The sequence below is a fragment of the Paenarthrobacter sp. NPDC018779 genome, assembly GCF_044391085.1.
Taxonomy (GTDB): Bacteria; Actinomycetota; Actinomycetes; order Actinomycetales; family Micrococcaceae; genus Arthrobacter.
This window is the reverse complement of record NZ_JBIRZS010000013.1, coordinates 106,292-124,219: the sequence shown is the minus strand read 5'-3', so window position 1 is coordinate 124,219 and position 17,928 is coordinate 106,292. Positions and strand designations below refer to the sequence as shown.

The window sequence follows — 17,928 nt, the reverse complement described above, 5'->3', positions numbered from 1 at the left end:
AACCGCCGCCAACACCCTCAACCACGCCACTACGCGGAGGTTTTCAAATGAGGCAACGTATCCGGCTACGCGGAGGTTTTCTATGAGTCAATGCGGGGGGCTGCGCTATGTGCGCAACTGAATTAGGGTCGAACGTGAGCCGGGGCAACCAGCCTCCGCACCGTCGTCGAGCCGGCTCCGGCCGTGCCGTCGGGAAGGAACGCCGCCATGGACACATTCAAAATCGGCTATTTCGTAGGAAGCCTCTCAAGCACCTCCATCAACCGGACCCTCTCCAAGGCGCTGATCGGCGTGGCGCCGCCAGAACTCGAATTCCACGAGATTGAAATCAAGGACCTGCCGCTGTACAGCTCCGATTACGACGCTGATTTTCCGCCCGCAGGCAAGGCGCTGAAGGACGCGATCGCAGCGTCGGACGGCATCCTCTTCGTCTCCCCCGAGTACAACCGCTCCATCCCCGGGGCGCTGAAAAACGCCATCGACTGGGGTTCACGGCCATGGGGCACCAACTCTTTCGCGCGGAAGCCGACGGGGATCATCGGAGCTTCGCCTGGCGGCATCGGCACCGCGGTGATGCAGTCGTCCATGCGCAGCGTTTTGAGCTTCCTCGACGCGCCGCAACTGAACGCGCCTGAAGCGTACATCCGCTTCGTCGCAGACGCTTACGACGCCGATGGGACAGTTAAGGACCAGGGCACGGCGGCGCTGTTGCGGCACTATATGGAGGAATACAGCGCTTTCGTCCAGCGCGTGCTGGCGGCCAACGCACCCGGCCACATTGGCGACAAGGAACCTGACGCCAACAAGTTGAACCGCTAGCCAGCGGCAGCGTCCGCCGCGAGCCGACCGATGGCACTGCGCTCAAGGTTCTCCAGGAGGTGCCGCGGATTGTCGTAGACCTCCGCGGCACCGGCCTCCCGGAGTTCCGCCTCACTGATGCCTCCGCAGGTCATGGCGATGGCGGGAACACCGATGCTCGAGGCCGCTTTAACGTCCCACACGGCATCACCCACAAACACCACGTCCTCCGGCCGCAGATCCAGCTTCTCCAGGCAAGCCAACAGGATGTCCGGCGCGGGCTTGCTCTCCTCGGCATCATTGGAGCTGGTCCACGCATCGATCGAGTGCTCGGCGTCCAGGACACCAAGGCTCACGTCAAGGTCGCGCTGTTGGGCGGAGGAAGCCAGCCCAACAGCCAGTCCAGCGCCGGAGCAGGCAGCGAGGAGCTCCCGGGCCGCATCGAAGGCCCGGAGTGCAGGCCAGAACGTCGAGAATACGGCCCCGTGGCTCGACTTCAGGGATTCCAGCAATTCATCGGAACAATCCCGAACCAGGTGCCTGACCAGCTTGTCCCCGCCCATGCCCACGCAACGGTGGATATCGGAGACCTGGACGTCCAGGCCCTCACGCCGGAACGCCTGCCACCATGCGAGCGCATGGAAATAGCTCGAATCGATGAGGGTTCCGTCGACGTCGAAGAGTACGCCCTTGGGCTTGGCCATCACTGCACCTCCGCCCGCGCAGGAGCCGGCCCCGCGAGCGCCCGGTCCATCATGAACTCCTCGGATTCCAACAGCGCGTACCGATCCGCCGAACCCTGGCGCAGCAGCCCCGTCCCCGCCACTTCGCGGAGGCTCTCCACGGCCTGCACCGCCTCGTCCACCGACGCGTAACGCCTGGACAGGCCCATCAGCGAGTCATCGCCATCCACCATCAGCACGCGGTAGCCCCCATCGGGCGCGTCAACCAATTCCAAATGTCCAGCCATCCCAACCTCCTCGTTCCTGACAGCCCACCAGCTTAGTAAGATTACTTAGTATATAGCGGGCGCATAGGGGCATCGGACCGGGCGTGGTCAATAGACATATTGCGTAACGCTGGAAATACGCGCCTGCAACTTCTTGTTGGACCCAGCATGACAACAATCGGAATCATCGGTGCAGGACATATTGGCAGCCAGGTTGCACGTAAGGCCGTGGAGCTGGGCTACGACGTCGTGATCAGCAATTCACGGGGTCCGGAAACCTTGGCGGAACTCGTCGCCGAGCTGGGGCCGCGCGCCCGGGCAGCAACGGCAGCCGAGGCCGCAGCGGCAGGCGATTTCGCCGTCGTAACCGTTCCCCTCAAGGCCTACCAGGACGTTCCGGTGGAACCGCTTGAAGGCAAGATCGTGATCGACACCAACAACTACTACTGGGAGCGCGACGGCCGCATCCCCGAGCTCGACAAGGGCGAGGCCACCACATCCGGGCTGCTCCAGAAGCACCTCCCCACTTCCAAGGTAGCCAAAGGCTTCAACCACATCTTCGCCAAGGACATCACTACCGACGGAACGCCCGCGGGCACCGGGAACCGCCGCGCCCTGGCCACGGCGAGCGACTTCCCGGAAGCCGCCGAGTTGGTCACCAAGCTGTATGACGAGTTCGGATTCGACACCGTCAACGTCGGACCCCTCGAAGACAGCTGGCGCGTCGAGCGCGACCGCCCCGCGTACGTCGTCCGGCAGAACGCCGTCGAACTTCGCGAAAACCTCGCCAAGGCGACGCGCACCATCTGAGAAACAGCGCACGACGGCGGGCAAGCGGCTTACGCTTGCCTGCCGCCTTTGCTTCTGAAGACCAAGCATTGCTTACTTTTGAGCGCGATTTAAGTAAGTAACACCATTGCATGGCTACTCTCGCCACATGGAAAACACACACTTCGACGCCGTCATTGTTGGCGGCGGACACAACGGATTGACCGCTGCAGCGTACTTGGCCCGGGCGGGCAAGAGCGTCGCCGTCCTGGAACGCGATGACCACTTTGGCGGCGCTGCCATCTCGGCCACCGCCTTCAAAGGAGTCGACGCCCGGCTCTCGCGGTACTCGTACCTCGTGAGCCTGTTCCCGCAGCGCATCATCGGCGAACTTGGCCTGGACATCGCCCTCGCGCGACGCCGCTACTCCTCCTACACGCCCAGCCCTGGCAACACCGAAACAGGCCTGCTGATCGACGGTGGCGATCCCCGCGCCAGCCGCGAATCCTTTACACGCGTTGGCGCCGAAGCCGACTTCGATGCTTTGGAAGGCTTCTACGCGGACACCGAAAAGCTGGCCAGGGCCCTGTTTCCCACCGTCTGCGATCCGCTCCCCACTCGGTCCGAAGCCCGCGAACTCGTGGGCGACGAGCAACTCTGGAACGACTTCATCGAGAAACCCCTGGGCGACGTCATCACCAGCCGGCTCTCCGACGACCTGGTGCGTGGCCTCGTCGCCACGGATGGACTCATCGGCACGTTCACGTCCCTGGACGACCCCTCGCTGGACGCCAACCGCTGCTTCCTCTACCACGTGATCGGCAACGGGACCGGCGACTGGGACATCCCCCTGGGCGGAATGGGTTCAGTGACTCGCGAACTGGAACGGGCCGCCCGCGAGGCCGGTGCCGTACTGGTTTCCGGAGCTGAGGTCACAGCCCTGTCCGACGACGGCAAGGTCACGTTCCAGCGTGGCGGCAACGAGGAAGTCTTCACCGGCCAACGGATCCTGGCCAATGTCTCGCCGTGGGTGCTTCAGGGACTGCTGCCGACGGGCGTTGCCGGGGTTGGCGGGGCTGGCGGGGTTGGCGGGGTTGGCAGCCCGGTGGAGCGGCCTGAAGGCGCCCAGATCAAGGTCAACCTGCTCCTGAACCGGCTTCCCAAGCTTCGCGACACCTCCGTGGCACCCGAGGCCGCTTTCGGCGGAACCTTCCACATCAACGAACGCTACGGACAGCTCGAGGACGCCTACAGGACGGCCGAAGGTGGCGGCATACCCTCCCCTCTGCCCTGTGAAATCTACTGCCACTCCCTCACCGATCCCAGCATCCTCTCCGACGAGCTGGTGGCGGCCGACGCGCAAACGCTCACCGTGTTTGGCCTGCACACTCCGGACCGGCTGGTCACCGAGGAGAACAACGATCGCGTTCGCGCGGAACTCCAAGCCGCGGTATTGGCCTCGCTCAATTCCGTCCTGGCCGAACCGATCGAGGATTTGCTGCTGACCGATGCCGACGGCAAACCCTGTATCGAGGCAAAGACCACGCTGGATCTGGAGCGTGCCTTGAACATGACCGGCGGCAACATCTTCCACGCCAAACTGCAATGGCCGTTCCTTGACGACGATGAGCCGCGAAACTCCGCGGCGGAGCGCTGGGGCGTCGCGACGGGCCATGAACGGGTCTTCCTGTGCGGGGCAGGCGCCAGGCGTGGCGGCGGAGTCAGTGGGCTGGGTGGACACAACGCGGCCATGGCAGTCCTGGAGGAGCTGGCCAACGACGAGTTGAACAGCGACGAGTTGAACAGCGACGAATCGAAAAACCAGGAGTTGGAAAACCAGCACTGAAACCGTGACACGAATCGGGTCCAGCGCCTACATGATGGGTGGCTGCCGCTCCAGACCATGCGCGTGGGCTTTCCCGGGGAGGCAGCCACCCACATGAGAACGCCAACTCCGAGGAGTCACCTTGTCTACCAAGATTTCCAAATGGCCAGCCGGAACGCCCATGTGGGTTGACCTGTCCGTTGACGACGTGGAGGCGGCCAAGTCGTTTTACACCAAGCTGTTTGGATGGGACTACCTCACGGGTGAGGGCGACTACCTCCTGGCCCACATTGGCGGCCACGCCGTGGCCGGCCTCGGCCCCAAGCTTGATCCCGCCCAACCCTCGGCATGGACCACGTACCTGGCCTCGGACAACGTCGATGCCACCGCCGAGCTGATCAAGGCGGCCGGAGGGCAACTGCTGGTTCCGCCGTTCGACGTCATGGATTCCGGACGCATGGCCGTCGCCGCGGACAGCGTGGGGGCGGCCTTCGGCATTTGGCAGGCCGGAAACCACATTGGCGCAGAACGCTTCAATGAGCACGGCTCCCTCTGCTGGAACGAACTCCACACCCACGACTACGCCTCCGCCAGGGCCTTCTACGCCGAGGTGTTCGGCTTCGCCTACCACGACGTGGACGGCGAAGACATGGTCTACTCCACGTGCCTGCGCGCCACCGACGGACGCGAAGTGGCCGGGATGCACTACGACACCGAACTTCCGGAGACCATGCCGGATTACTGGCTGACGTGGTTTGCCAGCGACGATGTTGCCGCAACGGCCTGCCAGGCTGAGCAACTCGGCGCGTCATTGCTGATGCCGGTTTCCTCGACGCCGTTCGGCCGGATGGCCATCGTGGAAGGCCTGCAAGGGGACGTCTTCGGGGTCATCGCCGTGGCACCAGCCAACAGCTGAACCGCCTGCGTGCCGCATCGACCCACTTTGGACCGCGGTCCCCGCGACACGCCGCAAGAACGCCCTCCCCAGCCTACGGAAGGCTCAAAGTAGGTCGTCGGGGTACACCTTCCTGCCCCCGCAGACCGTGGCGCGTACCGCCGTCGGGCTTTAACCCAGCTTCAGGGCGGCGGAATCCTGGCTGGCCGCCGGGTCCATGGCCCCGACAATGACGTCGTGGGCGAACTCAGCGGCAAGCGGCGCGGCCAGACGGTGTACGGACTGGAAGATCCTTCGGACGGCGGGGCCATGCCAATCCGCAGGCAGGTAGTCCGCGGGAAGGTTGGGATCCTTGTAGGGAAACCTGCGCCACATGGTGAGCATCGGGATGTAGTAGCGGAACGCGTCCCTGCGTACTTCGTCCGAAGCCTCGGGCGTTTGGTCCCCAAGACGCCCGGACCACTCCCGCTCGGCATTCCCGTACAGCTCAAGGAACTCCGTGAACTCTCCGTCGAGCTCCTTGAGGTCCCACCACTCGGAAATCTTGGGCCGCATGGGGCCATCGAAAACGTAGTCGCTGCGGAAAAGATCCACGAACTCGATCAGCCCGCTGGCCGTAAGCCGCTCCTTGGCCTGGTCCAGCTTGTGGGCGGGCGCGATCCACACTCCCGACGCCACCGAGCCGAAGCCCAGCCCGGACAAGGCCGAGCGCAACTGATGCCGGCGGTTCCGCATCGATTCGGGCACGGAAAACACGGCCAGGACCCACGTATCCACCGGTGCGGGCTGCTCGGGGGCGAAGATCCGCCGGTCGCCCTCCCGGAACACGTCGCTGACGGACTCGGCAATCTTGTACTTGGCGATCCCGTCCTCGCGCACGCTTTTCAACACGCCTTTGGCCTTGAGCCTGGAGACGGACGAACGGACACCCGGCGCGTCGTAGCCAAGGGTTCCCAGCATGGAAATCAGCGCCGAAACCGGCAACGCGTCACCGGCATTCCGGCCGTAGAGACCGAAAATCGTGACGAGCAATTGCTGGTGGCGCACCGGGGGTGCCGGGACGGCGAACATCGAAAAGGGTCCTCATTTCCGCGCCCGGTCCGGGCGCCAGTCATGTTCATCATAGGGCGGAGACTGTCCCGTTCCCTGAAGACCACGGCGGCGGCAGGCAGCTGACGCTGGAGCGGCAGGAACCCTAACCGACCGACTGCGCCTCGGGCTGGGAGTGCAGGGTCCACGAGGACCAGTCAAGCGGATGCACGGACGGACGTCCCAGCAGGTAACCCTGGGCTGCAGCAACGTGCAGTTCCGTGGCTTCGCGCAGTTCGGCTTCGGTCTCGATGCCCTGCGCCACCACGGATGCACCGAGCTCCCTGGCGAGCTCAACAACTGCGCGGGCACGGATGCGCTGCCCCTCGGAGCTGTCGATGCCGGCGATCAGGTGGCGGTCCAGCTTGATGATGTCCGGACGCAACTCCTCGATCCTGTCCATGGAAACGAAGCCCGCACCCGAAGCGCTGACGGCGAGCCGCATGCCGCGCCGACGCAGGGGCCCAAAACCGTTCTCGCCCGCCAGGCCATCGGCTGACTCCAGGCTTCCGGTGAGTTCAATGACGATCCTCGACGGATCAAGTCGCGCCTCTTCGAGCAAGGCCCTGACACGGGGGTCCCGGGAGGACTCCGGTGTCAGGTTGAAGGCCACGAACATGTCCTCGGGCATTTCCTCGGCAGCGGCCAGGGAACAATGCAGGGCAGCGATTTCCAGTTCGGTTCCGAGCCCGGCTTGGGACGCGTCGCGGAACCAGACGTCCGCCGCCGCGCCGTCCTGTTCCACGAAGCGGATCAGGGCCTCGACGCCGATGACGTCACCGGCGGGGAGTTCATGGATGGGCTGGAAGGCGGTGAGCAGCAGCTTGTCCCGCAACACGGACTGGATGCGCTTGCGTACTTCACTGTTGACCGGGACGGTCACCGTATGCGGAGCCTCGGCCGACGCGCGGTTCAGGCTCATGGATTCCTGGTGTCCCGCGGACTCGTCCGGCACCACGATGCCGGTGCGGGTCTGGATCAGGTGCTCCAGCAGGACGCCCTTGGGATCTCCGGGATGCTCAGCCAGGAGTTCCTGGAGGTTCCTGCGGGCCCACTCGCTGCGCGGATCGGACTCGCTGAGGATGTCCTTGATGATTTCCAGCGCCTGTTGACGCACGCGGGCATCGTTGACAGGCGGGAGCGGTGGAGCCTGGACGGCGTCGTTCGCTGACGGTTCCATGGCACCACCGAAGGGAAAGGAGAGCCCACTTCTAGACATCGACAATTCCTTCAATGTGAACTTGTGCTGGCTGCGCCCAGTACACAACCAGCTACGCTTCGCTCCGTTGGCCCCCAAGGACGTCCCGGAACGGAGCAGCCCAGTCGTGCATCCGCGCAACCAGGCTTGTGACGAATCCTACAAGAGAATCCCGCACACGTGGACCAAGCTGGCGCTCTACGCTTTACGCGGTGAGAGTTGGAGGGTGGCTTTCCGTCTCTTTGGGAGGCAACTGGGGGTTCTGCAGGGTACGCAGGTCCAACTCAATTTCGCGTCCATTCACATGCACCACCATCTTGGCGTCCTCAACGCCTGCAGCCGAGAGGTACTCCATCAGAGTTGAAAGAAGCATGTCTTGCCGCCTCTCCGTCTTGGAAACCACGCTCTGATCGATCCCCAACTTCTGGGCGAGATCATCCTGGGTAAGCTCCGCGGCCTTCCGGATAGTGGCGAGGTTCAAAGCATAGATGCGGTCCTCACGTGCAGAAGCATCGCGGATCTGATCCACACGCTCTTTCATACCTGGCTTTGCCAAGATGCGGTCCAGACGGTCATTGCCCTTTGTGAATGTCTTTCTAGTCATCCCCTTCGACCATCCCTTCCTTGATCCACTGCTCGATAATTTGGTCAGCCCTCGTTCCGACGCTGTCATAAAACACATCGCCCATGTTGGCTTTGTCCCCCGAGAACAAGGCGATGACAGCAGTGGCCTCATCTGGCGGAAACCAACAGATGAGTCGAACGGCAACTCCATGATGATACGGGTGTGAAACGCGCCAAATGGGAAACTTTTTTGATTGACGAACCTTCTTATGGTTGGCGTTTCCCCAACGGGGGGCATCGTCAACTGACGCAGGTACTCCATCTCCGCGACAACATATTCAAAGACTGTTTGGGCCCTTTCGTCACCGGCATCCGCCAGCGCTTCTAGGCGGTCCAACTGCTCGTCGAAGCTGTCGGGCCAGAAGAGTTCCATATCCAATTATGGCTTTCAGTGCATATGCACCGCAAGTCATAATCTGCGTTTGTCGGGATGCCATTAGACGCCCCAACCACGGACGCTCTCTCACCGAACACCCCCCTTTTCGCCAACGCCCTCTCACTTCCCACAGGCCGTGGGAAGTGACAGAGCGTCGGGCTTTATGGGGTGTTTGGTGAGAGAGCGTCGGGGGTGAGGGCTTGGACCATGTGGGGTGGCCAGGGCTGTGCGGTCGCCGACCCCGCCGGGACGTGCGCGGTGGTGACCGTCCCGTAAGCGGCCACGACGGCGGCTGGCGGGGTGCCGGCGTCCGGGGTGCCGGCGTCTAGGGTTCCGGGGTCGGGGGTGCCGGCGTCGGGGGTTCCGGCGTCTAGGGTGCCGGCGTCTGGGGTGCCGCCGTCGGGGGTTCCTGCCGGGGTCGGCAGCGGGTGGCCGCGTACCTCGAATTCCAGAGTGAGCGAGGTCCGGCCGAGCGCTTGCACGCGCACCGAGGCGGTGACGCGCTGGCCGAACCACAGCTTCGCTTTGTAGTTGATGATCTGTTGGACGCGGGGCGCGCTGGGGAAGTAGTCGGGCAGCTCCAGCGCGCGGAACAGCTCGGCCTCGGCGGCCTCCACCCAGCGCAGTATCGCCGAGTTGTGCTGGTGGCCGGAGGCGTCGGTGTCCACCCACTCCACCGTCCGCTGGACGCTCGCTTCCGGCACGGTTCTCCTAACGGACGCCGATGGCGGCGTCTTGGTCGTCGGGATCCACGGCATTCACCGGCACCTCGGGCTTCGGCTTCGGGATAAGTGCGACGGCGGCAGCGGCCAGGACCGCGATACCGGCGAAGATCGCGAAGTTCGCCTCGAACGGGAGCTTGGAACCTGCGATCCACCCGCCGATCAACGGCCCGGAGATGGCGCCGAGCCGGGCGAAGCTGAGGGCCCAACCAGTCGCCGTACCGCGGACCTTTGCCGGGTAGTAGTCGGCGATGTAGCCCGTAAGGACCAGCGACGTGGAGATGGATCCGACGCCGGCGAAGGCCACGAACAGCAGGTTGACCACCATGGTGTTCGGGAAGACGAGGAGCATGATGCCCAGTCCGCCGAGGATGTAGAACACCACCAGGATGAGTTTCTTGCCGTACTTGTCTGCTGCCCGGCCCAACAAGAGGCCACCGATGGCGGATGCGAGGCTGAACACCAGCAGGAACGTCAGCGAAGAGCCGAGGTCGTAGCCGGCCTTCTTCATGATGCTCGGGAGCCAAGTGTTCAATCCGTAGACGAGGAGCAGGCCGCAGAACAGCGAGATCCAGAAGAAGACGGTCGAACGGAGATACTGCAGGGAGAACATGGTGGTGATGGTCTTCCACCAGGGGTCTGCGGTTTGATTGCTGATGGGCTTGGCAGCCACCACCGGGCGGTAGTCAGTGATGCCGAGCTTGGCAGCCAACGTCCTTGCCTCGGATCCCCGGCCCTTCGACTCAAGGTACTCGAGCGACTCGGGCAGGAACTTCCAGATGACCGGCAGCAGGATGACGGGAGCTGCACCGATCGCGATCACTGCACGCCAGCCACCAAGAGGCAGCACGAACAGCGCAGCCAACGCGGCTGCCACGATCCCCAGGGAGTAGCCGGAATACATGAGCCCGTAGTTATAGGAGCGCTTGTTCGGAGCCGAATACTCGATAGTCAGCGCTGCAGCCACTGGAATCACGCCGCCCATGCCAAGCCCACCAATCAGCCGGAAGAGGCCGAACAGTTCAGGCGTCGGAGCCCAGGCAGCGCCGGCCTGGGTGACAGTGAAGATGATCATGGACGCGAGGAGCATCTTCTTGCGTCCCACCAGGTCGCTGAGCGTACCGATGAACAAAGCACCAATAAGCATGCCGATCAGGGCATATGAGCCCAGACCTCCTAGCGCGAGCGGCGAAAGATTCCATTCCTTGTATTCGGCGAGGGCGGGGAGGACGGCTCCCAGCACACCGACGTCGTAGCCTTCGGCGAGGATCGCCAGCCAGCAGCAGAGGAGCACCACACCCGTAGTGCGCTTGGGCACGTTCCAGGTGTTCACGGTTGAGGCAGCCACGGCTACTTCACCAGGACCGATGTTGCGGTTGATGCGGGGGTCCAGCGCAGGTGCGTGATGGCTTCCTCGGCGTCCGGTTCCTTGAGCAGGGACAACCGCGGGCGGACAGCATCCGTGCGGGAACTCGGCGGCTTGCGGCGGCCGGCACGGAACTGCGGGATCCACTCGGCGCCAGGGCCCTGGTATTCCTGCTCGGCTGCTGCGTGCAGTGTCCACTGGGGGTCGTAAAGGTGCGTGCGGCCCAGGGCGATGAGGTCGGCACGGCCTGCGAGGAGGATCGAGTTCACGTCGTCGTAGCTGGAGATGGCGCCGACGGCGATCACTGCCGCCCCTGCCGGAGCGGCGACTTCCTGGCGGATCCGGTCTGCGAACGGGGTCTGGTAGCTGCGTCCGAAAGCGGGCTTCTCTTCCTTGGCCACCTGGCCGGTGGAGATATCCAATCCGGCAGCCCCGTGTTCAACGAAGGCCTTCGCGATCTGAAGGGAGTCGTCGGAGGTGTTGCCGCCGTCGATCCAGTCCGTTGCTGAGATGCGCACCGTCATCGGCTTGCTCGCCGGCCAAGCCGCCCGGACGGCGTCGAACACTTCCAACGGGAACCGCAGCCGGTTCTCCAGGCTGCCGCCGTACTCGTCGGTGCGCTGGTTGGAAACGGGAGACAGGAAGGAGGAGAGCAGGTAGCCGTGGGCTGCGTGGATCTCCAGGAGGTCGAAGCCGGCCTGCTCCGCGCGCTGGGTAGCTGCGACGAACTCGGCCTTGATGGCATCCATTCCTGCGCGGTCCAGTTCCAGCGGGGTCTGGTTTTCGGGGCCGTACGGCAGGGCAGAAGGCCCGACGGCGGTCCAGTTGCCGGAGTCGAGAGGCTGGTCGATGCCTTCCCACATGAGCTTAGTGGAGCCCTTGCGGCCGGAGTGACCCAGCTGCGCACCGATCTTCGCGGTGGAGCGGGAGTGGACGAAGTCGACGATTTCCTTCCAGCTGTCGCGCTGTTCGTCGGTGTAGAGGCCGCTGCAGCCTGGTGTGATTCGGCCGGTCTCGGAGACGCAGACCATTTCTGTCATGACCAGCCCCGCACCACCAAGCGCCTTGGAACCGAGGTGGACCTTGTGGAAGTCACCGGGGACGCCGTCCGTGGCGGAATACATGTCCATCGGGGAAACAATGATCCGGTTCTTCAGCTCGAGTTCGCCGATGCTGAAGGGCTGGAACATGGCCGGTGCCACCTGGCTCAACCCCTGCGAGGAAGCGAAGTTGCGGTCCACGGCCTCGGCGAATTCGGGATCGCGCAGGCGCAGGTTTTCCTGGGTGATGCGGCGGCTGCGGGTCAGCAGGTTGAACGCGAACTGCGTGGGGTCCTGGTCCTTGTACTGGCCGATCCGCTCGAACCACTCCAGCGAGGCTTGCGCGGCACGCTGGGTGGAGGCGACCACGGGGCGGCGCTCGGTCTCGTAGGCTTCCAGTGCCTCTGCGACCGTGGGGTGCTCGTGCAGGCAAGCAGCCAGGGCGAGGGAGTCTTCCATGGCCAGCTTGGTGCCCGAGCCGATGGAGAAGTGGGCCGTGTGCGCGGCGTCGCCCAGCAGGACCACGTTCCCCTTGCGCCAGCTCTGGTTGCGGACCGTGTTGAAGTTCAGCCACTTGGAGTTGTTGGACAACACCTCGTAGCCGGCAAGTTCCTCGGCGAAGATCTCCCGGATCTTGGCGATGGCCTTCTCATCGGAAACGCCCGGCGCGAAGACCTGGTTGGCGGTCTCGTCGAAGCCTGCAGCGTGCCAGACGTCCTCATGCATTTCGACGATGAACGTGGAGCCTTCGTCCGAGTACGGGTACCCGTGGATCTGCATGACGCCCCACTCGGTTTCCTTCACGAAGAACTTGAAGGCCTCGAACACCTGGTCCGTGCCGAGCCACATGTACTTGTTGGTTCGCGGGTCCAGGTCCGGGCCGAACGCGTCAGCGTACTTGGCGCGGATCTGCGAGTTCACGCCGTCCGCGGCGAGCACCAGATCGTAGCCGGCCTCGAGTTCCTCGATGGCCGGGGCCATGGTGCTGAACCGGACGTCGACGCCAAGTTCGATGCACCGCCGCTGCAGGAGCTCCAACAGTTCCTTGCGGCTCATCGCGGCGAAGCCCTGGCCGCCCACGGTGATCATTTCGCCGCGGAAGTGGATGTCGATGTCCGACCAGCGGGCGAAGCGGCGGCTCATGTACTCTGCCACCACGGGGTCCGCGTTTCCGATCCCGCCAAGGGTCTCATCGGAAAACACGACGCCGAAGCCGAAGGTATCGCTGGCAGCGTTCCGTTCCCAGAGGGTGATGTGGTGGGACGGGTCCAGCTGCTTCATGAGTGCTGCGAAGTACAGGCCGCCCGGGCCGCCTCCGACGATTGCGATTTTCATGGTGATGCTCCTTCTACGCCTGGCCCTGGCCGGCGGGGGTAAGTTCCTGTGGTTGCGCGGCTGCGTTCGCTGGGGAGTCCGCAGTGTTGCTCTCTTCGAGGACGCGGTCGCGCAGCTTGAAGTGCTGTAGCTTGCCGCTGGGGTTGCGGGGAAGTTCGGTGACGAAGCGGATGTCCCTGGGGTACTTGTACGGGGCGATGGTTTGCTTCACGAAGTCCTGGATTTCCTTACGCTTCGTGGCGTCTCCAATGACGCCTTCGCGCAGGACAATGAACGCGCAGACGATGCTGCCGCGCTGCTCATCCGGGATGCCGATCACTGCGTTTTCCACGACGTCCGGGTGCTGGTCGATCGCGGCCTCAACCTCGGGGCCGCCGATGTTGTAGCCGGACGAGACGATCATGTTGTCCGAACGGGCCTGGTACGTGAAGTAGCCGTCCTCATCCATGGAGAACGTGTCCCCCGTGACGTTCCAGCCGTTCACGACGTAGTTCAACTGTCGGGGGTCGTCCAGGTACCGGCATCCCGTGGGTCCAATGATCGCCAAACGTCCGGACTGCCCGGCGCCGAGCTCGTTGCCGTCCTGGTCCAGGATCGTGGCACGGTAGCCCGGAACCGCTTTGCCCGTCGTGCCGGGGCGGATGTCGTCGCCCGCGGCGGAAATGAAGACATGCAGCATTTCCGTGGCACCGATCCCGTTGACCAGGCTCAATCCGGTGGCCTCGTGGACCGCTTCCCACGTCTCCTTGGACAAGTGCTCTCCGGCGGAAACGGCAATCCGAAGGCGGCTCAGCAGTTCACCACGGTTCTCTTTGAGGATGGCCCGGTAGGCAGTCGGCGCCGTGAACAGGATGGTGGCTCCAGCCTCGGCAGCGCGTTCGGCAAGTTCCACAGGACCGGCCTTCTCCGTCAGCAAGGCAGAGGCCCCGAACCTCAACGGGAAGACCACCAATCCACCCAGGCCAAAGGTGAAGGCCAGCGGCGGGGATCCTGCGAACACGTCGTCCGCGGTGGGCTCAAGGATGTACCGCGCAAAGGTGTCCGCATTGGCCAGGATGTCCCGGTGGAAATGCATGGTCACCTTGGGCACACCCGTGGTACCGGACGTCGGGCCCAGCAGGGCGACATCGTCCGAGGATGTGTCCACCGCCGTGAACTCCCCGGTCTTGCGCGAGCAGCGGGAGGTCAGGTCGCCGTCGTCGTGCGTTCCGTACGTCAGGACCGTAACGTCCTCCCCTGCCGCGACCGCGAGCTCATCCACGAATCGGTGGTCCGAGATGGCAACCACGGGCTTGGTGAGCTGGATGATGGTGGAAACCTCGGTGGAGCGCAGCATCGGCATGGTGGTGACCACCACGGCCCCGGCCTTGATCACGCCAAGCCAGGCCGCGACGATCCACGGGTTGTTGGGGCCGCGAAGCAAGACGCGGTTGCCGGGGACGACGCCCAGGTCTTCGGTGAGGACCTGCGCTACCTGGTTGGAGCGGGTCTGCAAGTCGCCGTAACTCCAGACTTCGCCGTCCGGGGTACGGAGCGCGGGACGGTCGGCGCCGAACTGTTCGACAGCGTCGTCGATCAGTACGGCGGCGGCGTTGAGCCGGTCCGGGTAGTTGAGTTCGGGGAGGGTGAATTCGAACGCCGGCCAGGTTTCGGCGGGCGGCAAGTGGTGGCGGGTGAACGTGTCCACGTGGGCCGATGGCAACATGCTCATGGCCGTTCCTTTCAGTGGTGCGTCGTTGGGGCTGGGAATGGGTGAGTCAGGCGCGGATCATGCCTTCTTGGGCGACGGTGGCGAGGAGTCTTCCTTGCCGGTCGAAGAAACGGCCCATGGCCAGGCCGCGGTTGCTTTGGCCGGAGATGGCTTCCTGGGCGTAAAGCACCCAATCGTCCACGCGGCCGTCGCGGTGGAACCACATGGAGTGGTCAAGGCTCGCGGTGGCGAGTCCGGGGCTGGACCAGTTCAGGCCATTCACCCGGAGAAGCGGTTCGAGGATGGTGTAGTCGCAAACGTAGGCGAGGGCCGTGCGCTGGAGGTCTTTGCTGTCCGGGAGGGAGTCGAAGGCTTTCACCCAGATGGCTTGCTGCGGCGCAGTTCCGCCCTCAAGTTCGACATATACCGGTCCGGGAATATGCCGCATGTCGAAACTACGCCCCGTTCCCCAGTAGTCGGCAGCGGTTCCGTCAGTGTCGGCCAGCACTTCCGCCGCGGACCGCAGCGATTCAGGCTCGACGGCGGCAGGCGCCTGGGGCTGGAAGTCCGGGCCGTCTTCGGAAACCTGGAAGGAACCCATCGCGGCATACACGGGCTTGCCGTTCTGGAAACCCCGTACCGTGCGGGTAGAGTAACCACGTCCATCGCGCAGGCGTTCCACTTCGTAACGGACCGTGGAGCCGACATCCACCGGACGCATGAAGTAGCTGTGCATCGAGTGGAGGTTCCTGTCGGCATCCACCGAACGCATCATCGCCGCCGCGGCCTGGGCCACCATGTCTCCGCCGTAAGCCTTGGGCCACGGAACGTACTGCGTGGTTGCCTCATAGGCCTCGTCGAAGACCTGCGCCTCGGTTTCCGTGAGCTCAACAGCCCGCAGGAAGGTCTCGGAAGTCAGGGTTCCCGTGATCATGGCTAGGCCCGGCGGTAGTCTGCGAGGGTCTCGTCCGGGACGTCCTCGAGGTTGACCACGAGGTTCTCCGGGGTCCGGGCGGTCAGCCAGACGAGCTCTTCGGTGACGGACATGTTCGCCTCGACGTGCGGCATGAACGGGGGCACGAACACCCAGTCGCCGGCCTTCATGTCGATGAACTCTGAGTAGTTCTCGCCAAAGTAGATGCGGCCGTGACCCCGAAGGACGTATCCCCCGGTCTCCGCTTCACCGTGGTGGTGCGGAAGGGAACGGTAACCGGGAGTGTTGGACACCTGGCCGAACCAGATCTTGGTTGCCGGAGTGTGCTGGATGCTGACGCCGGAGACGCGGACACAGTCGCCGGACTGCATCGTGTTGGTGTCCTCCTCGCCTGCGCGGGTCACGACGGGGACAACCTTGCCGTCAGGCTGGGCGTAGATGGAGTTGTCGCCTTCGAGGCGGTACTCGGTGGTGGTCTGGCTCATGGTTTCTCCTTGAATGGTGTGTGGATTCTTAGCCGTTTACGGTGATGTTGGAGTGGATGCGGAACTGGTTTTCCAACCGGCCGATCCCATCGATTTCGGTGACCAGGGTGTCCCCGTCCTGCAGGAAACGCGGCGGCGTCATGCCCATGCCCACTCCCCCTGGTGTTCCCGTGAGGACGAGGTCGCCGGGGCGCAGAGTGGTGAATTGCGAGATGTAGGACAGCAGCTGTGCAGGGCCGAAGACGAGCGTCTTGGTGTTCCCGTCCTGCACGAGTTCTCCGTTGACATAACCGCGGACCTGAAAATGCTCGCCGGCCTCGTCAGCGGTGACCATCACCGGCCCGACGGGCGTGGTCCGGTCCCAAGCCTTGCCCTGGAACCACTGCAGCGTCCGGTTTTGCCAGTCCCGCATGGAAACATCGTTGGCCACGGTGTACCCGGCGATCGCAGCGCGGGCCTGGTCCTCGTCAGCCTGGTACAGCTCCGAACCCACGACGACGGCCAGCTCGGCTTCCCAGTCGACGCGCCCGCTGCCTCGGACGTCAACGGCATCGTTCGCGCCAAGCAGGGTGTCCGCGTACTTGGCGAACAGCGTGGGGTACTCCGGAAGGTCGCGGCCCATCTCCTGGATGTGGTCGCCGTAGTTCAAGCCGCAGCAGATCACCTTGCCGGCGCTGGGCAGCAGGGGTGCGAAGTCCGGGTTGGTCATGACCTCGCCGCCCGCTGCTTGGGCCGCTGTCTTTTCAGCCACGTCCCGCCAGTTGTCCTGACCTAGGAACGCGCCCACATCACTGGCCGGAAGCGCGAGGTAAGCGCCATCGCCCGTGGCGAGTGCCGCCGTCGTACGTCCGCCTGCGGTGCGCAGAGTGGCAAGTTTCATCGGTTGGTTTCCCTTCGATTTTTCGATGTGTCGACTTTTTTACGATCGTCACATATGCTCAACGTAGCAGGGCGGGAATGATCTGCATAGGGGCTTTTCAAAACTTTTCGCAACTGCCACAACCGAGGAGGACCACCATGAGCCACAAGACCATCAACCCGGAATCACTGCCCAAGCCGTCGGGGTTTGCGCACGGCATGCTCGCTGGAAACACCGTGTTCCTGGGCGGTCAGACAGCCCTTGATAAGGACATGAACATCGTGCCGGGCGGCATCGTGGAACAATTCACGCAGGCGTTTTCCAACGTCCTCACCACGCTCAGGGAAGCCGGCGGGCAGCCCGAGGACCTGGTCAACGTGACCATCTACCTCACCGACGTGGACGATTACATGGCCAACGGGCGCGAAATCGGGCACATCTGGCGCGAAATGGCCGGCTCGCAGTACCCGGCGATGGCCGGCATCGGCGTCACGCGCCTGTGGCAAAAGGAAGCCATGATCGAGATCCAGGGCATCGCGGTCATTCCGGAACGGTAAGCCTCTGGCCTCGGCTCTTGGGCGTGCGGCAGCATAGCCGTATGGGAACAGTCACCGAGTACTTGGAAAACGTCAGTGCTGCCAACCGTCCGGCGTTGGACAGGATCGTTGAGATTGCGCGCGAGCTTGCGCCGGACGCGGAAGAAGGCACCAGCTACGGCATGCCCGCGCTGCTGGTTGACGGCAAGGGCTTCCTAAGCGTCCTCGAGACCAAGAAGCACTTGGCGCTGTATCCGTTCAGCGGGCAGATCCTGCCTGAGATGTCCGAGGAGCTGGGTGGGTACTCGTGGTCTCCGGGGACGCTGCGGTTTTCCGTGGATAACCCCGTGCCCGATTCCATGGTGCGGCGGATCCTGGAGACGCGGCTTGCGGCAATCCGGAAGTAAGCCCTCCCCCGCACCCAAGTAGGTCGCAGTTC

General features: G+C 63.9%; 18 protein-coding genes. 6 read left to right on the top strand and 12 right to left on the bottom strand.

The genetic code is table 11. The features are described from left to right. Nucleotides 1-207 precede the first annotated feature (207 nt). Nucleotides 208-819 (top strand): NADPH-dependent FMN reductase, encoded by a 612-nt coding sequence (locus ACH488_RS14535; protein ID WP_397325245.1) that lies wholly within the window; start codon nucleotides 208-210, stop codon nucleotides 817-819. Here the strand turns inward: ACH488_RS14535 and ACH488_RS14530 are convergent. Both ACH488_RS14530 and ACH488_RS14525 read right to left on the bottom strand, forming a co-directional pair. Continuing rightward, nucleotides 816-1,502: an HAD family hydrolase gene (locus ACH488_RS14530; RefSeq protein WP_397325244.1), complete on the bottom strand. Its 687-nt coding sequence runs from the start codon at nucleotides 1,500-1,502 to the stop codon at nucleotides 816-818. The two genes, ACH488_RS14535 and ACH488_RS14530, sit on opposite strands and share 4 nt — an antisense overlap. Continuing rightward, the gene (locus tag ACH488_RS14525) at nucleotides 1,502-1,768 is read right to left on the bottom strand and encodes a hypothetical protein (RefSeq protein WP_397325242.1); all 267 of its coding nucleotides are present in this window, start codon (nucleotides 1,766-1,768) and stop codon (nucleotides 1,502-1,504) included. Before ACH488_RS14525 ends, ACH488_RS14530 begins: the two co-directional genes overlap by 1 nt. Nucleotides 1,769-1,915: 147 nt before the next feature. Between ACH488_RS14525 and ACH488_RS14520 the strand changes: the two genes are divergently transcribed. The 3 genes from ACH488_RS14520 (at nucleotide 1,916) to ACH488_RS14510 (ending at nucleotide 5,256) form a co-directional block, all read left to right on the top strand. After that, on the top strand, nucleotides 1,916-2,557 hold the full coding sequence (locus ACH488_RS14520; protein WP_397325240.1) for an NADPH-dependent F420 reductase: 642 nt from the start codon (nucleotides 1,916-1,918) through the stop codon (nucleotides 2,555-2,557). 127 nt (nucleotides 2,558-2,684) lie between these two features. Beyond that, a complete protein-coding gene (locus tag ACH488_RS14515) occupies nucleotides 2,685-4,361 on the top strand; it encodes a phytoene desaturase family protein (protein WP_397325238.1) in 1,677 nt (558 codons plus the stop codon). 121 nt (nucleotides 4,362-4,482) lie between these two features. Further along, nucleotides 4,483-5,256: a VOC family protein gene (locus ACH488_RS14510; protein ID WP_397325236.1), complete on the top strand. Its 774-nt coding sequence runs from the start codon at nucleotides 4,483-4,485 to the stop codon at nucleotides 5,254-5,256. A gap of 150 nt (nucleotides 5,257-5,406) precedes the next feature. Here the strand turns inward: ACH488_RS14510 and ACH488_RS14505 are convergent, their stop codons facing one another. The 10 genes from ACH488_RS14505 to ACH488_RS14460 form a co-directional block, all read right to left on the bottom strand. After that, nucleotides 5,407-6,306: a PaaX family transcriptional regulator C-terminal domain-containing protein gene (locus ACH488_RS14505; protein ID WP_397325234.1), complete on the bottom strand. Its 900-nt coding sequence runs from the start codon at nucleotides 6,304-6,306 to the stop codon at nucleotides 5,407-5,409. A gap of 124 nt (nucleotides 6,307-6,430) precedes the next feature. Continuing rightward, on the bottom strand, nucleotides 6,431-7,543 hold the full coding sequence (locus ACH488_RS14500; RefSeq protein ID WP_397325232.1) for an EAL domain-containing protein: 1,113 nt from the start codon (nucleotides 7,541-7,543) through the stop codon (nucleotides 6,431-6,433). Nucleotides 7,544-7,727: 184 nt separating this feature from the next. Then, nucleotides 7,728-8,519: a helix-turn-helix domain-containing protein gene (locus tag ACH488_RS14495; RefSeq protein WP_397325230.1), complete on the bottom strand. Its 792-nt coding sequence runs from the start codon at nucleotides 8,517-8,519 to the stop codon at nucleotides 7,728-7,730. 164 nt (nucleotides 8,520-8,683) lie between these two features. Further along, nucleotides 8,684-9,226 carry an acyl-CoA thioesterase gene (locus ACH488_RS14490; RefSeq protein WP_397325228.1) on the bottom strand — a complete coding sequence of 181 codons (543 nt, stop codon included), beginning with the start codon at nucleotides 9,224-9,226 and terminating at the stop codon, nucleotides 8,684-8,686. Nucleotides 9,227-9,233: 7 nt separating this feature from the next. After that, entirely contained in the window at nucleotides 9,234-10,592 is a 1,359-nt protein-coding gene (locus ACH488_RS14485) for an MFS transporter (protein ID WP_397325226.1), read from the bottom strand. A 2-nt stretch (nucleotides 10,593-10,594) separates the two neighbouring features. Beyond that, nucleotides 10,595-12,985 carry a bifunctional salicylyl-CoA 5-hydroxylase/oxidoreductase gene (locus ACH488_RS14480; RefSeq protein WP_397325224.1) on the bottom strand — a complete coding sequence of 797 codons (2,391 nt, stop codon included), beginning with the start codon at nucleotides 12,983-12,985 and terminating at the stop codon, nucleotides 10,595-10,597. Nucleotides 12,986-12,998: 13 nt separating this feature from the next. Continuing rightward, complete coding sequence (locus ACH488_RS14475; RefSeq protein WP_397325223.1) at nucleotides 12,999-14,696, bottom strand: AMP-binding protein; 1,698 nt, start codon at nucleotides 14,694-14,696, stop codon at nucleotides 12,999-13,001. A gap of 46 nt (nucleotides 14,697-14,742) precedes the next feature. Beyond that, nucleotides 14,743-15,609, bottom strand: coding sequence for an acyl-CoA thioesterase (locus ACH488_RS14470; RefSeq protein WP_397325221.1), 867 nt, complete (start codon nucleotides 15,607-15,609; stop codon nucleotides 14,743-14,745). Nucleotides 15,610-15,611: 2 nt separating this feature from the next. After that, a complete protein-coding gene (locus tag ACH488_RS14465) occupies nucleotides 15,612-16,094 on the bottom strand; it encodes a cupin domain-containing protein (protein ID WP_397325220.1) in 483 nt (160 codons plus the stop codon). A 28-nt stretch (nucleotides 16,095-16,122) separates the two neighbouring features. Beyond that, complete coding sequence (locus tag ACH488_RS14460; RefSeq protein ID WP_397325218.1) at nucleotides 16,123-16,974, bottom strand: fumarylacetoacetate hydrolase family protein; 852 nt, start codon at nucleotides 16,972-16,974, stop codon at nucleotides 16,123-16,125. A 137-nt stretch (nucleotides 16,975-17,111) separates the two neighbouring features. On the opposite strand from ACH488_RS14460, the gene ACH488_RS14455 reads away from it, so the two are divergent. Then, nucleotides 17,112-17,510, top strand: a complete 399-nt coding sequence (locus tag ACH488_RS14455) for a RidA family protein (RefSeq protein WP_397325217.1) — start codon at nucleotides 17,112-17,114, stop codon at nucleotides 17,508-17,510. A gap of 41 nt (nucleotides 17,511-17,551) precedes the next feature. Continuing rightward, nucleotides 17,552-17,896: an iron chaperone gene (locus tag ACH488_RS14450; RefSeq protein ID WP_397325215.1), complete on the top strand. Its 345-nt coding sequence runs from the start codon at nucleotides 17,552-17,554 to the stop codon at nucleotides 17,894-17,896. The last annotated feature ends 32 nt before the right edge of the window (nucleotides 17,897-17,928 follow it).

Coding starts and splice junctions, on each gene's coding strand:
- ACH488_RS14495 (WP_397325230.1), bottom strand. CDS start 8,519: ATGGAACTCTTCTGGCCCGACAGCTTCGACGAGCAGTTGGACCGCCTA.
- ACH488_RS14535 (WP_397325245.1), top strand. CDS start 208: ATGGACACATTCAAAATCGGCTATTTCGTAGGAAGCCTCTCAAGCACC.
- ACH488_RS14465 (WP_397325220.1), bottom strand. CDS start 16,094: ATGAGCCAGACCACCACCGAGTACCGCCTCGAAGGCGACAACTCCATC.
- ACH488_RS14500 (WP_397325232.1), bottom strand. CDS start 7,543: ATGTCTAGAAGTGGGCTCTCCTTTCCCTTCGGTGGTGCCATGGAACCG.
- ACH488_RS14525 (WP_397325242.1), bottom strand. CDS start 1,768: ATGGCTGGACATTTGGAATTGGTTGACGCGCCCGATGGGGGCTACCGC.
- ACH488_RS14470 (WP_397325221.1), bottom strand. CDS start 15,609: ATGATCACGGGAACCCTGACTTCCGAGACCTTCCTGCGGGCTGTTGAG.
- ACH488_RS14520 (WP_397325240.1), top strand. CDS start 1,916: ATGACAACAATCGGAATCATCGGTGCAGGACATATTGGCAGCCAGGTT.
- ACH488_RS14530 (WP_397325244.1), bottom strand. CDS start 1,502: ATGGCCAAGCCCAAGGGCGTACTCTTCGACGTCGACGGAACCCTCATC.
- ACH488_RS14480 (WP_397325224.1), bottom strand. CDS start 12,985: ATGAAAATCGCAATCGTCGGAGGCGGCCCGGGCGGCCTGTACTTCGCA.
- ACH488_RS14455 (WP_397325217.1), top strand. CDS start 17,112: ATGAGCCACAAGACCATCAACCCGGAATCACTGCCCAAGCCGTCGGGG.
- ACH488_RS14515 (WP_397325238.1), top strand. CDS start 2,685: ATGGAAAACACACACTTCGACGCCGTCATTGTTGGCGGCGGACACAAC.
- ACH488_RS14475 (WP_397325223.1), bottom strand. CDS start 14,696: ATGAGCATGTTGCCATCGGCCCACGTGGACACGTTCACCCGCCACCAC.
- ACH488_RS14460 (WP_397325218.1), bottom strand. CDS start 16,974: ATGAAACTTGCCACTCTGCGCACCGCAGGCGGACGTACGACGGCGGCA.
- ACH488_RS14450 (WP_397325215.1), top strand. CDS start 17,552: ATGGGAACAGTCACCGAGTACTTGGAAAACGTCAGTGCTGCCAACCGT.
- ACH488_RS14505 (WP_397325234.1), bottom strand. CDS start 6,306: ATGTTCGCCGTCCCGGCACCCCCGGTGCGCCACCAGCAATTGCTCGTC.